Here is a 19,528-nt window from a genome sequence, read left to right as displayed (position 1 = left end):
GCTAGGCTTTTAGAAAGAATACGAAATACCACCAATTACATTAAGTCCTTTTGTAGGATAGTTCACATAACGCTCGTATTTCTTATTTAAAATATTATTCAGCATCACGAAAGTCGAAAACTTATCTGAGAACCGGTAATCAGCTTTAAGATTTAAATCTACTATGTTGTCTGTTTTTTTCAGTATCCGGGAAACAGTTGTATTATCCGAATTAGTTCGGGCAATACTGCCGTAGGAGCTGCTAATATAGTAAAGTTCGCCGTTAAAGAAGAGCTTATTGTAAATATTATACGTTCCAAAAAAACTAGCCTGGGTGGCGGGACGGTGAAATGGCTTGGCTAAACTTGCCGTTTTGTACTTATTGTATTCTGTACGGGCACCTAAACGTAACTTTTCGGATTGATTAAATACCAGTTCGCCAAAAAAGGTTAACACATTCGTGTTATCATTATCATAAAAAATATCGAAACGGGAAGAATCGGAAGCGGCATTATTAAAGAAGTATAAGTTACGATAGCTTAAATAAGACACCCGGGCCGTAAAACTTAAATTTTTACTAATGTTACCCGTTAAACCACCGTTTACATCCAGTGCCTTATTTACATCGGCAATTTGTAAATTACTATTCAGGTAAGGATTTTCCTGAGTTAATTGGTACAAAGACGTGCGCTGCAAATCGCCGGATAAATTTCCGAATAAAACTAATTTATCATCGGCTACTTCATAAGCTATTTTTAATACCGGATAAATATTCATTTTTTTTGCATCATTTACCTTATCGCCGGTATATGCCAAATTCACGCCTACACTGTAGTCAAACCGATCACCATCTACTTCGTAGGCCGGTTTTAATTTAAAAAATCCGCGGGTAGTTTTGCTGGAGTCCTGGTAAGAAATGCCCGAAAAATCGGCATTAAGGCTAAACCGGGAAATAGCCGATAAAGCATAAGTTGCGCCTAAATTAATGGCGACATTACTTTCCCGCGCCTCAAAGTTGTCCCGGAAAATAGAAACACCTACGCCTGCCTGGTACTGCAAAGGGCTTTCAGTATTCTTATTATTTAGATAACCTTGGAGCGAAATACGGTTAAACAATTGCTTAATTGAATCTTCTTTAACACTCTCATCTAAAGGAGAATATCCGTAGAAGTTATACTTATCGTGTCCGTAGTTAAACTTACCTCCAATAGTTAAGCCATTAGTGTACGATTCGCCGTTTAGGCCAATGCTGCTATTGCTTACCCCGGAATTTGGAACAGGTCCTTTTGAAGATGAAATATGGCTAATATTGGCACCGTACGAATACTGCTCATCGCGGTTATTATGGAAATAACCTTTTACGTACGGAGTGCCATAATTCCCATAACCTAATTTTAAGTAATTACCAGGAAGCGGAGTTTGGTCTTCCGGCTTAATGGTTAACACGCGCATGTTCAGGTTAAGGTCCTGCTGGGCAAGTTTGTAGTCCGTAAATTTATACGATACGGCCGTTGGTTTTTTCTGCGGCGGATCTACTTTAAACTTTTCAAAATTCCGGCTCGCTTCGGGTAATTCATTAACCCGGCTTTTTTCTACTACAATTTCAGCATCTTCTAGCTTACCTGTATTTTTTTGTGCCCAGACGGGTGAGGCAATCAAGGTACAAATTCCAGCTAATAATGCTAAGCCCGCCGTCTTCATTTTTTTATTTTTCATTATTTAATAGAATCCGTCAGAACGTTAGTTAAATCAGTTTTTGTAGAATCTTCTTTTTTCAGGCTGGTGTTGGCACCGGGTTCAAGAGCGGCCAATTTAGCTTTAGCTTCTTGTACAATCTCCTGGTTCGGGGAATTTTCGATTACAGAATTTAAGGTAGCTTTTGCCTGAAATAATTCGTTAGTAGCAGTATAATTATCGGCAATTAAAATAAAGGCTTTACCGAGCCAATATTCATAAGCCGAGTAATTGCTGCTAATTTTAAATAAATCGTTCAGCGATTCTTTGTATTTCTTTTGTTTATAATGGATTTCACCTACTAAATACTGCGCCTCAGCTCCGTTTGCATCGGTGGCAGAACCTACGGTGGTAGATAATTCATTAAGAGCTTGTTCTAAATTTCCGGCTGCGTAAGAAGCTTTACCTTTGAATAAAAGCGCAGAATTGTACGCATTTAAAGAAGCATTTCCTTGGGCAATTAATTCATCAGCAATTTTACTGGTATTGGTATAATCGTTCGTTAAAAAATAACTTCGCATTAAACCCATTAAGGCATTGGATTGATCTTTCTTGCTGGTAGCTGTTTCGTGTAGCCGGTTATAGTAAGTAATGGCTTCCGGATAATTCTTATTTTCGAATTCAATTTCGGCCGTCCGGTAAATGGCACGGCTTAGATATTCGGATTTACTTTCAGCTACCACTTCTTTAAAGGTGGCTAAAGCGGCCTCTTTATCGTTATTTTTTAAGTAAGCATCGGCTAAAAAGTAGCGGGCTTCCGGAGCGTACGGGCTGGTTGGGTAAGATTTTAAATAAGTTTCCAGGCGCGGAATAGCAGGTTCATATTTTCCACCAAGGTACAGGGATTTAGCTGCTTCAAACTCTACGCTTTCTAAGGCACCGTTTTGTGGATTAGCTGCCTTGAATCGGGCCAGATAAACATCAAATTCTTCGCTCTGATTAGTGGCTGCCAATACTTCCTGCAAACTATACAAAGCGTTTTGTGCTACTTTAGAAGAAGGATAATCGTTTAATATGCGTTTAAAATCAGCTAAAGCTTCGGTAGGTTTATTTAAGTTGGAATAAGCTACTCCGCGTTTATGTAAGGCATTCGGTATTAAACGGCTATCGGGTCTGGTATTAATCAAGTTAGAGAAACCCGTTATAGACGGCGCATAGTTCCCTGCTTCAAAATCAATTAAAGCCCGTTGGTAAGCGGCTTCGTCGGCATATTGCGAACGTGGGTAGTTGGCTACCAGAGTGCGCAGGCTTTCAACAGCCTGTTCCCGTTTGCCCTGAATACCATAAATTACGCCTTTCTGGAAATAAGCAAAATCGGCATCAGCAGCTTTTAGCTCGATGACTTTATCGTACAAGGCTAAAGCCTGGCTGTAGTTTTTCTGAATATAATAGCAATCGGCTAAACGAATGGTAGCATCGTTAATATTAGAATTATTAGCCTGCGCTCCTGCATCGCTGATGAAAGTTCTAAAATGCGGTAAAGCTTTATCGTACTGCTGGGTATTGTAATAAGCGTACCCAATTCCATAACGGGATTTAATGTAATAATCGGTTTTAGAAGCGTTGGAGGTTTTAAAAACGGCTCCGTAACTCGCTATAGCTTCGTCCCACAACTGCGCAATGGATTGAGCTTCGCCTTTTAAGAAAAAGCTAGCCGCCCGGATTTCGCTATCGTATTTATGTTCCAACGACTTATTCAGAGCGGTTAAAGCTTCCTGAAAACGTCCATCGTTAAATAATTGTACGGCCTGGAAATAAGTAACCCGCTGATAGGTTTCGTTAATGCGCGATGAACGATTACTTAAAGACTCAATGTGCCGAACCGCATCCCCGTAATTACTGGTATTTAAATACGATTCACTTAAAATATCGTCGGCTTCCGAAATTAACTTTGATTGGGGAAATTTCTTCCGGAATTCACCTAAAGCATTTATTGATTCGTTGAAATTGCCATTCTCATAATTTAATTGGGCGTATTTAAGCGTAGCCGCTTCAGTAACGGGCAAGTCAAAATTTACCCGGCGCGCTTGGTCAAAGGCCGCCATAGCAAATTGCTTATTTTCTTCTTTTATGTAACTTAACCCTAAATGATAGGCCGCATTTTGTCCTAAAACTTCTTTCTGCGACGCAACCGGCTGAAAATATTGAACAGCGTTTTTGTAATCACCGGTTTTGTAATTGGCGTAGCCTAACTTATAAGTAACCGTATGATCTAATTTCTTTTTACCCTTAGCGTACTCGTTAAAATAAGTAAGTGCTTTTTTATAATTGTTTTTCTTATAATAGCCATCTCCTACTAAAATTCTAATTTCATCTGCATTCTGAGGTTCCGGCTGTTGTTTGAGCACCCGCTCGCCGTAGGAGATTACTTCGTCTGTATTACCTTCTTTATAATAAATTTCGGTGAGCATATAAGGCACAATTTGCTTATAGGCTTCATTTTGCTCCGCTACTTGTAAGTCTTTTTTTGCTTTGGCATAATCAGCATTCCGGTACGATAAATAACCAGCGTAATAATTAGCCGCGTACACGTAGTTATGATCACCCGTTTTGTTCCGATCGAAAAGTACTTTGGCTTTGTCGAATTGTTTTTGGGCAAAATAAGAATACGCTAATTTAAATTCTGCTTCCCGCATTTGCTTATCATTCAGGCTAGCGGAAGGAGTTTTCTCTAAATATTCAATTGATTTCTCGTAATCTTTTTTATTAAAATAGAACTTACCCAATTCCATGTAAGCTACGGAGGCTTTAGGATGCGCCGGATAATTGGCTGCAAAATCTAAAATTAATTTCTCGGAATTGGCGTGCATTAAGTACAAACCACTTAAAGCATAATAATATTGGGCATCAATGGTTTTGGTATTATCCCCGATAAGACTGACGTATTGGGCAAATGCTTGTTGGGCAGCGCCATATTTCTCCCGGTCAAACAACTCAAGTCCTTCCTGATAGTAATGATCTGGGTGGGAAAAAACCTGCGTATGTTGGGCTTCAGCAAAGGAAGCACTTCCCAAAAGGGCAGATGTTATTAATAAAGAATGGAGTTTTCTCATGGTAAAAGAACCGGTTAAATCCGGCGCGGCGCAATTAAAAAATCAAAATTAATAAAAACCGGCAAAGCGGCGCAGCATTTTTTTATATTCCGGTAGAGCTGTTATATAAAAGCGGCCTTTTGGTTGTGGAATAATAACGGCAAGCAATCACATAAATTTTACCTGAATATTAAATTTTACAAATATTATTTAATAAGCGAGTATTTCTTCCGGCATGGGATGTAAAATCTTAAAAACTAATTCCTGCATTATTTCGCCGTCCGTCATATTTCCTCCTTCAATGCCTTTACTCTGCAAATCGGCCACTCTAATAAAGTGAATAATCTGAGCCGTACGATAATAAGTAAACGTTCGCATGGCTTGCTGGTACTCTTTTACCAAAAAGCTACGATTGCCTAAGCTTTTACTAATTGCTGCCTCAGATTTATCCGGAGAAGCGTGCAGGCACAATAATTTAGTAAAAAAAGAAAAGAGTAACGTTAAATTGGGTATGATGGGGTTGTTTTTAGGATTGGCTTCGAAGTACTGAATAATACGATTAGCTTTTAAAACATTGCCCTGAATAAGTGCTGTTTGCAGTTCAAAAATATTGTATTCTTTACTAATACCCACATTTTCCTGCACCATCCGCTCATCGATGGTTTGCTCCGGTTTTAAGTTAAGGGCGAGTTTATCAATTTCATTTGCCAAACGCGAAATATCTGCCCCAATATATTCACTTAACATTAAGGTTGCCTTTGGTTGAATTTGTAAATTTTTTGATTTTACGTATCCGGTAATCCAAGTGGGCACCTGGTTCTCGTATAACTTCTTAGTAGTAAGCAAAACGGCATGTTTGTTTACTGCTTTGGCTAATGACTTACGCCCATCCAGCACTTTTAGCTTGTAGCAAAAAACCAGAATGGTAGAAGGCAAAGGATTTTGCAGATACGCCTCGAATTGCTTCATGCCCGCCTCACGATCAATATCTACAATGGATTGGGCTTCTTTCACGATTACCACCGAGCGCTCCGACATCATGGGGTAACGTTTGGCTTGCAGTAAAATAGTGCTGATATCCACATCTTTGCCGTATAAAATCACTTGATTAAAACCTTTTTCGCTTTCGGCTAAAGCATGCTGTTCAATGTAATTAGAGATTAAATCAATAAAATAAGGTTCTTCACCTTGCAAAAAATAAACAGGGGCATACTGCTTATTTTTTAACTTTTGTAGTATTTCCTCGGCCGTCATTTAACAAAAATATGGGAAGCAGTAACAAGGAACAAGGAACAACTGATATCTTTGCGCCCGAAAATTACTTTTATAATAAAGTTCTTACCTAAGTAATTTTTAATCTGAGATTATACCTATTCACCATATAATGGAAGGCTCTTACATGAATCTAGTACAAGAATTAAAATGGCGCGGCATGTTTCATGATGCTATGCCAGGCACCGAAGAACAACTTACCAAAGAAATGACTACCGGTTACGTTGGCTTTGATCCTACGGCTGCCTCTTTGCACATTGGTAATTTAGCCACCATTATGTTGCTGGTGCATTTACAACGTTTTGGCCATAAACCTATTGCCTTAGTAGGTGGTGCCACCGGCATGATTGGCGATCCTTCGGGTAAGTCCGCTGAACGCAATTTGCTCTCCGAAGATACCCTTCGCCAAAATCAGGATGGAATCCGGAATCAGTTAGAAAAATTTTTAGATTTTAACTGTGGACCTAACTCGGCTGAAATGGTAAACAATTACGACTGGTTCAAAGAATTTAATTTTCTGGGCTTTTTGCGGGATGTTGGCAAACACCTCACCGTAAATTACATGATGAAAAAAGAATCGGTACAAAAGCGGATACAAGTTGATGAAGAAGGTGAAGGCCGGGCCGAAGGCTTGTCTTTTACGGAGTTTTCGTACCAGTTATTGCAAGGGTATGATTATTACCATTTGTACAAGCACAAAAATGTGCGGTTGCAAATGGGTGCTTCTGATCAATGGGGCAATATAACTACTGGCACCGAATTAATCCGGCGGATAGATGGTGGAAAAGCGTATGCTTTAGTAGGGAAATTAGTTACTAAATCTGATGGTACTAAATTTGGGAAATCCGAAGGAGGTAATATTTGGCTGGATCCCAACTTAACTTCACCTTACAAATTCTATCAGTTTTGGTTAAACTTAGCGGATGATGAAGCCCAAAAGCTGATTAAAGTTTACACCTTATTGCCGCAGGAAGAAATTGACACTTTAATTACGCAGCACAACGAAGCGCCTCATTTGCGTACTTTGCAAAAAGCGCTGGCAAAAGATGTAACTACCCGGGTGCATACCGAAGAAGATTATTTAGCTGCTATTCAGGCCTCAGAAGTTTTATTTGGCAAAGGAGATATTAGCGCATTACGCGCCTTATCTGAAGATTTACTTTTAGCGGTTTTTGAAGGTGTACCACTTATAAAAGTTTCGAAACAATCTTACCAAGAAGCTGGTTCTGTAGTAGAGTTTTTAGCAGATACTACTCATTTTCAAATATTTGAATCAAGAGGCGAAGCGAAACGCATGCTGCAGAATGGTGGGGTAAGTATTAACCGCGATAAAGTAGCTGCTTCTGCTACAGATTTAAATTTTGAGCTTCTGCAAGGTAAATATTTAGTTATTCAAAAAGGTAAAAAGAACTACTACTTGGTGGCAGTGGAGTAGTTAATTTTTGGTTGCAGGTTGCAAGTTTCTTAATTAAGTAACTAGGCTAAATCAGTTTACTATACTGGTTGTTTGGATTGATGTAATATAATATTGATATACAATCATTTATTTACAAAAAATCTAACATTTAATATCTTGTACTTATATCTTTTTACTTATAAAAAGTTATTCCAATGTAACTTTTAACCTGCAATTTGTAAACATATTAAAGCAAAAAAAGTGGTCCTGTGAGGGCCACTTTTTTTGTTGGTTGGTGTGGAAAGTTCTTGAATTACTTTTTAGCCTTTGAAGTGCTTTTTTTAGCACCAGCATTCTCCTCAGAGCCACCAGCCGCATTGTTCTTCATGTCTTGTACCTCTTTTCTAAGGTCTTGAGCAAGGTTTTTCAGGTCTTGCATCCCTTTTCTTACCCGGGTACCAGCTGCTGAATTTCCTTTTTCGTAGAACTTTTCGAAATCGCTCTCCAAAGACATTACTAAGTCTTTAACACTGCTAAACTTGTTCATTAGAGTTTTATTAGTTGTGGAACATAAATATTTGATCGCTCTAATATACACAATATTCAATACGAAGCAAAAAAAAGGGGCTTTTTATAATATTTTTCGTAAGTTCTAGACAGTTAAAGCTGATTTTGAATACAGACCTTTGTCCAACTTCTCTGAAATTCGTTCAAAAGCTTCAATAGTTTCCTTTACATCTTCCAAAGTATGCGCGGCAGTTGGGATTAATCGAAGCATGATAACATCTTTAGGCACCACCGGATATACAACTATAGAACAAAAAATACTATAATTTTCACGCAAGTCTAAAGTAAGTTGGGTAGCATCCGGAATCTGGCCTTTTAAAATAACCGGAGTAACGCAGGATTGGGTAGTACCTATATTAAAGCCTTTTTCCCGTAAACCATCCTGTAAGGCATTGGTAATTTCCCAAAGTTTATCTTTTAACTCCGGTTTACTCCGAAGTAATTCTAATCTTTTAATTGCTCCTACTACCAAAGGCATCGGTAACGATTTCGCAAATATTTGCGAACGCATATTATAGCGCAAATATTCTATTACCTGCTCCGGACCTGCCACAAAAGCACCTATGCTGGCCATAGATTTAGCGAAAGTAGAAAAGTAAACGTCAATTCCGTCCTGTATCCCAAAATGCTCGCCGGTACCGGCGCCGGTTTTACCCTGAGTACCAAATCCATGCGCATCATCTACAAACAAACGGAATTTGTATTTTTCTTTCAGAGCTATAATCGCCGGAAGATTACCTAAATTACCCGACATTCCAAAAACACCTTCGGTAATTACTAAAATGGCACCTCCGGTTTCGCTGGCTAAACGGGTAGCTCGTTGTAATTGCTTTTCCAGGTTTTCCATATTATTGTGCGTATACACAAAGCGTTTCCCCTGGTGCAATCTTACTCCATCTATAATACAGGCGTGCGATTCTGCGTCGTACACAATTACATCGTGGCGACTTACTAAGGCATCAATAATGGACACTACGCCCTGGTAACCAAAATTCAGCAATAAAGCATCTGGCTTCATTACAAAATCGGCTAATTCTGCTTCCAATTGCTCGTGTAAATTAGAATTACCCGACATAATCCGAGCCCCCATTGGGTAAGCCATACCCCATTCAGCGGCGGCTTCCGCATCCACCTTACGAACCTGCGGGTGGTTGGCTAAACCTAAATAATTATTTAAACTCCAGGTAAGCACCGGTTTACCCCGAAATAACATACGGGGAGCAATCTCTCCTTCTAATTTAGGAAATGTAAAATAACCGTGTGCGTAATGTGAATGGCTGCCTAATGGTCCTCGGTTGGCTAACAGTTTATCAAATAAATCCACTCTGTCTTGTATTAAGTGATGGAAAAAACAAATTAATCTTTAAATTCAACCGGCAAGTTACCGGTCACTAAACCCCGGCAAATTTAGGATTTAAATGTTTTATAAACAATTTTAATAATTGACGGGAATAATATAATTAGTAATACTATAAGCTTAGTAGAGATTACGTTATTAAAGCCAAATTGTACACAGCGGCATGAGAAAAATAAATAAAATTTTAGTAGCTAACAGAGGCGAAATTGCTTTACGCGTGATGCGGTCGGCCCGGGAAATGGGCCTGAAAACGGTAGCCATTTACAGCGAAGCCGACCGTAATGCATTACACGTGCAATATGCCGACGAAGCTATTTGTGTAGGAAAAGCAAAATCCGCCGAGTCTTACTTGCGGGGAGATAAAATTATTCAAGTTTGCCACCAGTTGCAGGTAGATGCCATTCATCCGGGGTACGGGTTTTTATCTGAAAATGCGGATTTTGCGCAAGCTGTTCAGGATGCTGGAATTATTTTTATTGGCCCTACTCCTGCCGCTATTGAACTAATGGGCAGTAAACTAGCTGCCAAAGCAGCGGTAGCAAGATATAACATCCCCATGGTGCCCGGCACCGAAGAAGCCATTACCGATGTTGAAGCGGCCAAAAGAGTAGCGCAAGAAGTAGGTTTCCCCATTTTAATAAAAGCCAGCGCTGGCGGAGGCGGCAAAGGTATGCGTATTGTTTCGGAGGTAAGTAGCTTTGAGCAACAAATGCAGCTTGCGGTAAGTGAAGCAACGTCGGCTTTTGGTGACGGTTCGGTGTTTATTGAAAAATATATTGGCTCGCCCCGGCACATAGAAATTCAGGTTTTAGGTGATACGCACGGCAACATTGTGCATTTATTTGAACGGGAATGTTCTATTCAACGGCGACACCAAAAAGTTATTGAAGAAGCTCCTTCGAGTGTGCTAACACCTGAATTACGCGCAGAAATGGGCCAGTGCGCGGTTAACGTAGCCAAAGCTTGTGACTATGTGGGAGCCGGCACCGTTGAGTTCTTGTTAGATGAGAATAATTATTTTTACTTTTTGGAAATGAATACCCGCTTGCAGGTAGAGCATCCGGTTACCGAGCAAATTACGGGTTTGGATCTGGTGAAAGAACAAATAAAAATTGCCGAATGCCAGCCCTTATCTTTTAAACAGGAAGATTTAAAAATTAACGGGCATGCTTTAGAACTGCGGATTTATGCCGAGGACCCACAAAATAATTTTTTACCGGATATTGGAAATTTAACCACCTATAAACGTCCGCAAGGTTTAGGTGTGCGCGTGGATGATGGCTTTGAACAAGGAATGGACATTCCCATCTACTACGATCCTATGATTGCCAAACTAGTTACTTTTGGGGCTAACCGACAAGAAGCAATTGCTAAAATGTTGCGCGCCATTGACGAGTATAAAATTACTGGTGTCGAAAATACGCTGGAGTTTGGCAAATTTGTACTGCAACATCCGGCTTTTATATCGGGTAATTTCGATACGAAATTTATTGAACATTATTTTAAGCCCGAAGATTTACAAGCTCCGGCTAATCCAGCGGCGGAGCAGGTGGCTGCTGCTTTAACCGCCTGGCTGTATGAAACAGCTAAGCCTAAAACCGTTACCACCACAAATAATTCTTCTCCCGTAACTTCTAATTGGAAAAAAAACAGGGTACGTTAGAAACAAGAATACCTGTAAGTACTAACGAGTAGACTAGAACTTAAATTAATTCTTTGAATTATTTATCAGCTAGTAGGTGGTATGCTTTTAAAGCTTATTCGATTTAGTATTATATTAAATCGAATAAGCTACGTACCCCAAGGTGCCTTTCTTTAGTAAAACCTTCGCCGTATGTTGTGCCAATTAAATGACCCATTTCGCGACTACGGGCTTCAATGAAATCTAAAAAATCGGGGTTGGAAATATAAGTATTAGGCTCCGAATTAGTAGGATCATAAAACTGGGATTTAAAAGCCTTAATGGCTTCCAGTTTAATATTCCAATAAGGAGTAATATCTACTACAAAGTCAGGTACCAAAAGGCGGTCTTGTATGTAATGGTAAACTGCCTTTGGGCGCCAGGCCACTTGCGTTGTATTTTCATCTTCAGTTTGAATTTGTTTCAAACCTGCTAAAAAACATGCTTCCGAAACCAAAATGCTTCCTCTCCCATGATCCGGGTGGCGGTCGGTAACAGCATTGGCAATTACAATTTCAGGTTGGTAACGCCGCAGCATTTTAACTACTTCTAACTGATGCTCCCGATCGTTACGAAAAAATCCATCGGCAAACCCCAGGTTTTCCCTTACGTGCAGCCCCATAATAGTAGTTGCTGCTGCAGCTTCCGCCTCTCTAATAGCGGGAGTTCCGCGGGTACCTAATTCACCTTTGGTTAAATCTACAATACCTACCTTTTTTCCGGCCTTTACATGAGAAATAATCGTTCCGGCGCAAGACAGTTCAATATCATCCGGATGAGAGGAAAAAGCAAGAATATCTAATTTCATATTTACTATTTTATTTAACGCGCAGCCTACGCCCGGCCCGAATAGTAGTTCGGGCAGATATATGATTTAACCGCGTAAGTTGGGACACTGAAATCCCGTATTTACGGGCAATAGAACCTAAAACTTCTCCCCGCCGGACAGTATGGTAAACGGTTCGGCGGGCTTTATGTTTTTTGACAGAATTATAGTAATTGAATAAAGCTGATGTTATCACAAAATCATTTTGAAGTAACTTATATTCCGGAAAATCATATAATCTTTCCGGATCTATGGGATTACCTTGATAACGTACTTCATAATGTAAATGCGGCCCGGTGCTGCGACCAGTACTGCCACCTTTACCTAGGAGCTGACCAGCTTTAACAAATTGTCCCACTTTAACCAAGCTTTTACTCATATGGCCATACAAAGTTTCTAAACCATTGTAATGCCGCACTACTACGTAATTACCGTAACCTCCCCCATCCCAGGTTGCAATACGCACCACCCCATCAAAGGCAGCTAAAATAGAATCCCCGGTATCCAGATCCAAATCAGTACCATAGTGCCAACGGTAACCTCTGAAACCAAAATCAGAAGTTATCGGGGTGGTCTCGAGTGGCATTTTACTAAACCGATTACGGGCTTCATCAATCAGTTTTATTGGAATAGCCTCTTTTATCTGGCGACCATCCATGCGATATGGATTCACGCTGCGGGTATCCCAAATGGCATAATAGCCTGCTATTTTAATCCAGGAAGAATCAATCAGTACTTCTTCCGACATTTCTACAATACTTTGTTCCCCCAAATCCAGAGTAGTAGTATCTTCGCTAACAATAGATAGTTTTCTGGCCGGGCTAAATACGGATTTGCTGGCTTCCGATTTCTCATCAGGAAATTCCTGGTACTCGATTAAAGTAGTGGTATCCGGCTTTACATATTGAATCTTAGGGGTTTTAATTTTAAAAAAATCCTTTGATTTTTTCTTCTGTGCCCAGCCTTCGCTAACACTTAACAAAAGAAGCAATATGGTTATATAGTAAGTTAAAGCAGATTTAATTGAAAACATTCGTGCTTGAAGTTTAGCAGTAACGTTAGGTAGTATTCAGATGACTCTTAAATAAACCTCATTACTGCCATTTTTATTGTGAGATAGCTATTCATTACCTCTTATTACTTTCAGACCTTTTTTATTATAGAATTAGTAACCAGTTTCGCTTAAGTGGTAATTAGAATACTTTAAAACATATTACCATTTTAACTTCTCCCCTAATAGAAACAGGACATCCGAAAATACGCGCCAGTTGCCACTCGTATAGAAAGTTAATATTAAAAATATAGTAATTTAAACCAGAACTAACTTCTGATGATTACTTACTTTTAATGTAATTCATTGGCTACTAAATAACGTTCTGCATCCAAAGCTGCCATACAGCCGGAACCCGCTGCGGTAACTGCTTGCCGGTATACATAATCCTGAACATCGCCGCAGGCAAATACCCCGTCTACGTTCGTCTGCGAAGTACCCGGAATTGTTTTTAAATAACCATTAGCATCGTGGTTAATAAATTTTTTAAAAATATCAGAATTAGGTTGATGCCCAATAGCCACAAAAAAGCCTTTTACATCTAAAACCCGATATTCCCCGTTAACTACGTCTTTAATTCTGACTCCATCCACGGTATGCTCGCCTAAAATTTCGTCGGTAACTGAGTTATATATTAATTCAATGTTATGGGTTTTCTTTACGCGTTCCTGCATAATTAAGGAAGCACGCATTTCGCTTTTTCGAACAATCATATACACTTTGCTGCATAAGTTAGCTAGGTAAGTAGCCTCTTCACATGCAGTATCTCCCGCTCCTACAATAGCTACATCCTGCCCCCGGTAAAAGAACCCATCGCACACAGCGCAAGCCGATACGCCACTGCCATTTAAGCGAGCCTCCGATTCTATTCCCAGCCACTTAGCCGATGCGCCGGTTGCTAAAATAACAGCATCCGCTAAAATTGATTTCGAATCATCAATAACAACTTTATGCGGCTTTCCGGAAAAATCTACATCTGTGGCAATACCGTAGCGAATATCGGTACCGAACCGTTCTGCTTGCGTACGAAAATCTTCCATCATTTGGGGGCCATTAATTCCTTGCGGATAACCCGGATAATTTTCTACATCGTTTGTAATAGTAAGTTGTCCGCCAGGTTGTAAGCCCTGGTACATCACTGGATTTAAGCCCGCCCGAGCCGCATAAATAGCAGCAGTGTAACCGGCCGGACCAGAACCTATAATTAATAATTTTACTTTTTCTTCTTCCATTTATATAAAGAATAATCAAATGCGGGGCAAAACTACAAAATAATAACAATTCAAACAGTATTTGTTCTAACCTCGCATTGATAAAACCTAACAGCTTTAAAAGCAAAAAGCCTTAACATGTAGCTAAGGCTTTATTAAAATAATTCTTAAAAAACTAGCCTAAATATGGCTTCAAAGCTTTGCTACGAGAGGTATGACGTAAGCGACGAATTGCTTTTTCTTTTATTTGGCGTACGCGCTCCCGGGTTAAGTTAAACTTCTCTCCGATTTCTTCTAAGGTTAAGGAATGTTCGCCATTCAAACCAAAATACAAGGTTATCACATCAGCTTCCCGTTTGGTTAACGTCGATAAGGCCCGCTGTACTTCTTTCCGAAGAGAGTCGTTCATTAAACCTGTATCCGGCGATTCTTCGTCTTCGTTTTCTAATACGTCTAATAAACGGTTTTCTTCGCCTTGTACAAACGGAGCATCCACAGAAACGTGGCGACCAGATATTTTTAAAGTATCTACTACTTCTGAAGTTGTTAATTCCAGTACTTCCGCAATTTCTTCCGGTGAAGGCTCTCTTTCAAACTTTTGTTCAAGCTCCGAAAAAGATTTAGATATTTTGTTTAAAGAACCAACCCGGTTTAAAGGCAAACGCACAATCCGGGATTGCTCGGCTAAAGCTTGAAGAATAGACTGACGAATCCACCAAACGGCGTAAGAAATAAATTTAAATCCCCGGGTTTCATCAAAACGTTTAGCTGCTTTAATCAAACCTAAGTTACCTTCGTTGATTAAATCGCCTAAAGATAAACCTTGATTTTGATACTGTTTCGCTACCGAAACCACAAAGCGTAAATTAGCTTTGGTCAATTTTTCAAGAGCAAACTGGTCGCCCTCTTTTATTCTTTGAGCTAACGTAACCTCTTCATCAGGAGTAAGCAAATCAACTTTACCAATTTCTTGTAGATACTTATCCAGCGACTGACTCTCGCGGTTAGTGATTTGTTTACTTATTTTAAGTTGTCTCATTAGAGTATGTCGTAAATTTTATTATTTGGTATTAAAGTGTTTTCAGCAAAAAATGTTTAAAAAATGAATTTAGATTTACTAATATTTTATGAAAATATATAAAGTACTTAATCTTCAAAAATATTAAATGAAGCTAAAATCAAATTTCAGGTGAATTAAGCCAAGGAACTACTCGCATTAAGTTAAACCAGAAAACGGTGGCCCCAGAAAGGAAACCACCGCTATACCAGAATAAGTTCGATTCTTTAAGAATTTGTTTGGGCTTGTTCGCCGGCTTTAGGTATTAACACTTTACGCGACAACTTAAATTTACCGGTTTTTTTATCTACATCAACCAGTTTTACTTTTATTTCTTCGCCAATTTCTAAAACGTTATCCATTGATTCCAAGCGTTCCCATTTTACTTCGGAGATATGCAGCAAACCATCTTTGCCCGGCATAAACTCAACAAAAGCACCATAAGGCTGAATTGATTTTACCTTACCAATATATACTTCCCCAATTTCCGGAACGGATACAATAGCCTTTACTTTACTTACGGCTTCATCCATAGCTTGTTGGTTATTGGCAAAGATATTTACATGGCCTTTATCGTTTTTCTCTTCAATAACAATGGTAGCACCCGTATCTTTTTGTATTTGCTGAACTACTTTTCCGCCTGGTCCAATAATAGCTCCGATAAATTCTTTATCAATAACAATATTGTAAGAGCGTGGAGTATGCGGCTTATAATCCGGATTAGTTTCGGCAATGGTTTTAGCCATCTCACCCAGAATATGTATCCGTCCCGCTTTGGCTTGTGCCAGAGCTTGGGAAAGAACTTCAAAAGATAGCCCTTGAACTTTGATATCCATTTGACAGGCTGTAATACCGTCTTTCGTACCAGCTACTTTAAAGTCCATATCGCCTAAGTGATCTTCATCGCCTAAGATATCGGATAGTACAGCAAATTTACCGCTTTCTTTATCGGTAATTAAACCCATAGCAATCCCCGATACGCCACTCTTTATTTTTACGCCGGCATCCATTAAAGCTAAAGAACCCGCACAAACAGTAGCCATAGAAGAGGAACCATTTGATTCCAGTATATCAGAAACAATACGGATTGTATATGGGTTTTCGGTTTCGGATGGCAATACTTTGCGCAAAGCCCGCATAGCTAAGTTACCATGGCCAACTTCGCGCCGTCCAGGCCCCCGGTTTGGCTTTACCTCGCCCGTTGAAAAAGCAGGGAAATTATAATGTAAAATAAATTTGTTATAGCCCGAAAACATAGCGCTATCGATCATTTGTTCATCCAGCTTGGTTCCCAGAGTAACTGTGGTTAATGATTGCGTTTCGCCACGGGTAAATATGGCGGAGCCATGCGTAGAAGGCAAGTAATTGATCTCAGACCAAATAGGCCGAATTTCATCTAACTTACGTCCATCCAAGCGAACCCGTTCGTCTAAAACTACGTTCCGTACGGCTTCTTTTTCGATGTCGTGGTAATACGTTTTTAGTAATCCTAAATTAATTTCGTGCTCTTCGGGCAAAGCAGCAATGAATTCATCAATAATCGCCCGGAAAGCAACTTTACGTTCTGATTTTACACTATTACCTGATCTGGCAACCGCATAAACTTTATCGTATAATTCAGCACGCAAACGTTCTTTTAAGTCTGGGTCGTGTGTTTCGTGTGAGTATTCTCGTTTTTGCAACTTACCCACTTCCTGCGCTAATTCCACCTGAACCTGGCATTGAATCTTAATAGCATCATGCGCTACGCGAATAGCTTCGAGCATTTCTTCTTCCGAAACTTCGCTCATTTCACCTTCTACCATGGCAATGCTATCCGCCGAACCACCTACCATAATATCAATGTCGGCCCGCACTAAGTCTGATCCTAAAGGATTGATAACGTATTGTCCATCAATCCGGGCTACCCGAACCTCAGAAATAGGTCCGTTGAAAGGAATATCCGATACAGCTAAGGCCGCTGAAGCTGCTAAACCAGCTAAGGCATCAGGCAAAATATCTGTATCAGCTGAAATTAAATTTATTAAAATTTGTGTATCGGCGTGATAATCTTCCGGGAACATAGGACGAAGAACGCGATCGACTAGCCGGCTAATAAGAATTTCGTAGTCAGACAGGCGCGCTTCCCGCTTTAAAAAACCTCCCGGAATTTTACCGGAGGAAGCAAATTTTTCTTGATAATCAACGGATAAAGGTAAGAAATCCGTGCCTTCCCGGGCTTCTTTCGCCGAAACCACGGTAGCCAACAACATGGTATTACCCATCTTTACGACTACTGCTCCGTCGGCTTGTTTGGCGAGTTTGCCGGTTTCAATGGTTATCTCCCGGCCATCGGTTAAAGTTATTGTTTTATATATAGCGTTATAAGACATATATTATGGAAAATACATAAAAGGGCCGTTTGCCCTTAAACAAATTTAAAATTGAAAATAACGGGCATGTAAAAAAGATTAGGGAATCCGTAAATTGAATTCCCTAATCTTTTTATTTTCTAATACCTAATTCGCTGATAATGGCCCGATATCTTTCAATTTCGGTGTTGGACAGGTAGTGGAGTAACCTTCTTCTTTTACCTACCAGTTTTAATAGACCTAAACGGGTAGAGAAATCTTTTTTATTTTCTTTCAAATGCTCCGTTAAGTGATTTATACGGTGAGTAAACAAAGCAATTTGGGATTCAGCAGAACCTGTTTCGGTTTTAGACTTTTGTAAGCTGTTCTTTTCAAAAATTTCTTGTTTCGCTTCGGTAGTTAATTTCATCGGGTATTGTTTACTTAAAATATCTTTCTTTGTCGTTTCTATTAGGCGGCAAAGGTAAGTATTTTTTTAGATTATTTAAAATAATTTACTTTATAATTGCCGGGTATTATAATTTATTCCGCTTCAGGCGTAAAGTTAAACGGCGCCAAAAATCAATTTCTAACAAACTAGAATCGTTTCGAGCCTGGAACAGGAAAAATAAGCCGATAGGAAGCAGTATTAAATTAGCAGCCCACATTCCGGCTCCCACCATTACAATACCTTCGCGCCCCCATTTTTCACCTAATATGGTTAATACGTAGAAGATGATAAAAAACAAAATAGAGATAAGTACGGGCATTCCTAAGCCACCTTTCTTTATAATTGCTCCTAATGGTGCTCCAATTAGAAACATAATCACGCAGGCCGCTGATTGCGTAAATTTGCGAAATATCTCAATCTGGTAATTATTGCTTTCGCGGTACGTTACTTTCATTTTTTCGGTATATGCCGTAGTAAAGCTTTTTATATTCCGCGCTTTGTTGGCAGCCAAAGAAATAATATTAGGGTTTGGTGCCGGTAAAGGCCTTTTAGAAATAGCCGTTATCTTTGGCGTCTGCAATCTTCTAAGAGAATCTGCTTTAAAATAGGCGTAATAAGGGCCTAAGTTGGGCGCTACTAATTTGCGTTCCTGCTTTAATTGCTTTTGTAAAGAATCGGTTACGTGCCGGAGCTCTTTGATATTTAACATCATCCGGCTACCTTTAAACAAATCCTCGCGGGTACGATCGAGGTTAAAGGAGGACAAATTAAATAACATTTTCTGAGAGGTAAATTTCTGGCGAACAAATCCCGCTTGGTTATCATTACCAGTATTAGAAGTCTGTTCTGCGTAAATTTTACCCCGAAACAAATCGAAAGCTAAATACTGGTCGTTGAATTTGGTATACATCCGACCGGAATCCGCGATAATAACGCTGGTGTTTCCTCTACCGCTGGAATGATCATAAATCATTACCCCTTTCAAGATATCGCCTTCATCTCCTAATTTTTCAGTTACTTTTATACTGTAACCCGGAATGCCATTATAAAATATATTCTCCCGAATATCCAGCGAAGGCTTTTTTTGCCGAATATCCCATAGTAAACTGTAGGCTTTTAAATTCGCCTTAGGTACTATTTTATTGTTAAAATAGAATGCTGCAATACTCAGAAAAAAAGTAAAAATAAAAACGGGTCGCAGGATACGAATAAGAGAAATACCAGAAGTTTTAATAGCCGTTAATTCGTGGTGTTCGCCTAAATTGCCATACGTCATCAGGGAAGAAATCAGCACGGCTAAAGGCAAGGCTACCGGGGCCATGTTTAAGCTAAAATACATTAAAAGCTGCGCAATTACAAAAAAGCCTAAGTCTTTACCTACTAAATCATCGAGGTATTTTAGCATGTATTGGGTAAGTAAAATAAATTCTACTACCGCAAAAGTTAACAAGAAAGGACCAATAAAAGAGCGTAGTATAAGCTTATCTAATTTTTTCATACAAGCAAGATCATTCCGTATACCTTTGAAAATAGTATACAAAACAAATCGTAAATTTAGGTTTAACAGGGTAAAGCAAAATGCAA

General features: G+C 39.4%; 13 protein-coding genes and 1 pseudogene. 2 read left to right on the top strand and 12 right to left on the bottom strand.

The genetic code is table 11. The features are described from left to right. Positions 1–9: 9 nt before the first annotated feature. The 3 genes from HUW48_RS10400 to holA all read right to left on the bottom strand — a co-directional run bounded on the left by HUW48_RS10400 (position 10) and on the right by holA (position 5,999). The gene (locus HUW48_RS10400; RefSeq protein ID WP_182415605.1) at positions 10–1,695 is read right to left on the bottom strand and encodes a TonB-dependent receptor; all 1,686 of its coding nucleotides are present in this window, start codon (positions 1,693–1,695) and stop codon (positions 10–12) included. Next, complete coding sequence (locus HUW48_RS10395) at positions 1,695–4,766, bottom strand: tetratricopeptide repeat protein (protein WP_182415604.1); 3,072 nt, start codon at positions 4,764–4,766, stop codon at positions 1,695–1,697. Before HUW48_RS10395 ends, HUW48_RS10400 begins: the two co-directional genes overlap by 1 nt. Positions 4,767–4,955: 189 nt before the next feature. Beyond that, on the bottom strand, positions 4,956–5,999 hold the full coding sequence (gene holA / locus HUW48_RS10390; protein WP_182415603.1) for a DNA polymerase III subunit delta: 1,044 nt from the start codon (positions 5,997–5,999) through the stop codon (positions 4,956–4,958). 145 nt (positions 6,000–6,144) lie between these two features. Here holA and tyrS point away from each other — a divergent pair, with 145 nt between their 5' ends. Beyond that, on the top strand, positions 6,145–7,452 hold the full coding sequence (tyrS, locus tag HUW48_RS10385; RefSeq protein ID WP_182415602.1) for a tyrosine--tRNA ligase: 1,308 nt from the start codon (positions 6,145–6,147) through the stop codon (positions 7,450–7,452). 340 nt (positions 7,453–7,792) lie between these two features. Here the strand turns inward: tyrS and HUW48_RS10380 are convergent. Further along, positions 7,793–7,960, bottom strand: a pseudogene (locus HUW48_RS10380) (histone H1); the annotation flags it as partial. A gap of 105 nt (positions 7,961–8,065) precedes the next feature. Next, complete coding sequence (locus tag HUW48_RS10375) at positions 8,066–9,304, bottom strand: aminotransferase class I/II-fold pyridoxal phosphate-dependent enzyme (RefSeq protein WP_182415600.1); 1,239 nt, start codon at positions 9,302–9,304, stop codon at positions 8,066–8,068. Positions 9,305–9,500: 196 nt separating this feature from the next. Here HUW48_RS10375 and accC point away from each other — a divergent pair, with 196 nt between their 5' ends. Then, positions 9,501–11,000: an acetyl-CoA carboxylase biotin carboxylase subunit gene (gene accC, locus HUW48_RS10370; RefSeq protein ID WP_182415599.1), complete on the top strand. Its 1,500-nt coding sequence runs from the start codon at positions 9,501–9,503 to the stop codon at positions 10,998–11,000. A 109-nt stretch (positions 11,001–11,109) separates the two neighbouring features. Here the strand turns inward: accC and bshB1 are convergent, their stop codons facing one another. The 7 genes from bshB1 to HUW48_RS10335 all read right to left on the bottom strand — a co-directional run bounded on the left by bshB1 (position 11,110) and on the right by HUW48_RS10335 (position 19,442). Beyond that, positions 11,110–11,826, bottom strand: coding sequence for a bacillithiol biosynthesis deacetylase BshB1 (gene bshB1, locus HUW48_RS10365; protein WP_182415598.1), 717 nt, complete (start codon positions 11,824–11,826; stop codon positions 11,110–11,112). 10 nt (positions 11,827–11,836) lie between these two features. Beyond that, positions 11,837–12,877, bottom strand: coding sequence for a peptidoglycan DD-metalloendopeptidase family protein (locus HUW48_RS27475; protein WP_182415597.1), 1,041 nt, complete (start codon positions 12,875–12,877; stop codon positions 11,837–11,839). A 311-nt stretch (positions 12,878–13,188) separates the two neighbouring features. Beyond that, positions 13,189–14,127 carry a thioredoxin-disulfide reductase gene (trxB, locus tag HUW48_RS10355; RefSeq protein ID WP_182415596.1) on the bottom strand — a complete coding sequence of 313 codons (939 nt, stop codon included), beginning with the start codon at positions 14,125–14,127 and terminating at the stop codon, positions 13,189–13,191. 154 nt (positions 14,128–14,281) lie between these two features. After that, complete coding sequence (locus HUW48_RS10350) at positions 14,282–15,145, bottom strand: sigma-70 family RNA polymerase sigma factor (RefSeq protein ID WP_026464485.1); 864 nt, start codon at positions 15,143–15,145, stop codon at positions 14,282–14,284. 245 nt (positions 15,146–15,390) lie between these two features. Next, positions 15,391–17,535 carry a polyribonucleotide nucleotidyltransferase gene (gene pnp / locus HUW48_RS10345; RefSeq protein WP_182415595.1) on the bottom strand — a complete coding sequence of 715 codons (2,145 nt, stop codon included), beginning with the start codon at positions 17,533–17,535 and terminating at the stop codon, positions 15,391–15,393. A 112-nt stretch (positions 17,536–17,647) separates the two neighbouring features. Then, on the bottom strand, positions 17,648–17,923 hold the full coding sequence (gene rpsO, locus HUW48_RS10340) for a 30S ribosomal protein S15 (RefSeq protein WP_182415594.1): 276 nt from the start codon (positions 17,921–17,923) through the stop codon (positions 17,648–17,650). Positions 17,924–18,029: 106 nt separating this feature from the next. Then, entirely contained in the window at positions 18,030–19,442 is a 1,413-nt protein-coding gene (locus tag HUW48_RS10335; protein ID WP_182415593.1) for an LptF/LptG family permease, read from the bottom strand. Between the last annotated feature and the right edge of the window lie 86 nt (positions 19,443–19,528).

This window comes from Adhaeribacter radiodurans, assembly GCF_014075995.1.
Lineage (GTDB): Bacteria > Bacteroidota > Bacteroidia > Cytophagales > Hymenobacteraceae > Adhaeribacter > Adhaeribacter radiodurans.
Note: the sequence above shows the minus strand (reverse complement) of the source record. Positions and strands in the feature narration are given on the sequence as shown.

What these genes read in the sequence shown, in the direction of transcription:
- rpsO (WP_182415594.1), bottom strand. Translation starts at nt 17,923, where the DNA reads ATGAAATTAACTACCGAAGCGAAACAAGAAATTTTTGAAAAGAACAGC.
- HUW48_RS10400 (WP_182415605.1), bottom strand. Translation starts at nt 1,695, where the DNA reads ATGAAAAATAAAAAAATGAAGACGGCGGGCTTAGCATTATTAGCTGGA.
- bshB1 (WP_182415598.1), bottom strand. Translation starts at nt 11,826, where the DNA reads ATGAAATTAGATATTCTTGCTTTTTCCTCTCATCCGGATGATATTGAA.
- HUW48_RS10335 (WP_182415593.1), bottom strand. Translation starts at nt 19,442, where the DNA reads ATGAAAAAATTAGATAAGCTTATACTACGCTCTTTTATTGGTCCTTTC.
- HUW48_RS10395 (WP_182415604.1), bottom strand. Translation starts at nt 4,766, where the DNA reads ATGAGAAAACTCCATTCTTTATTAATAACATCTGCCCTTTTGGGAAGT.
- HUW48_RS27475 (WP_182415597.1), bottom strand. Translation starts at nt 12,877, where the DNA reads ATGTTTTCAATTAAATCTGCTTTAACTTACTATATAACCATATTGCTT.
- holA (WP_182415603.1), bottom strand. Translation starts at nt 5,999, where the DNA reads ATGACGGCCGAGGAAATACTACAAAAGTTAAAAAATAAGCAGTATGCC.
- accC (WP_182415599.1), top strand. Translation starts at nt 9,501, where the DNA reads ATGAGAAAAATAAATAAAATTTTAGTAGCTAACAGAGGCGAAATTGCT.
- HUW48_RS10350 (WP_026464485.1), bottom strand. Translation starts at nt 15,145, where the DNA reads ATGAGACAACTTAAAATAAGTAAACAAATCACTAACCGCGAGAGTCAG.
- pnp (WP_182415595.1), bottom strand. Translation starts at nt 17,535, where the DNA reads ATGTCTTATAACGCTATATATAAAACAATAACTTTAACCGATGGCCGG.
- trxB (WP_182415596.1), bottom strand. Translation starts at nt 14,127, where the DNA reads ATGGAAGAAGAAAAAGTAAAATTATTAATTATAGGTTCTGGTCCGGCC.
- tyrS (WP_182415602.1), top strand. Translation starts at nt 6,145, where the DNA reads ATGAATCTAGTACAAGAATTAAAATGGCGCGGCATGTTTCATGATGCT.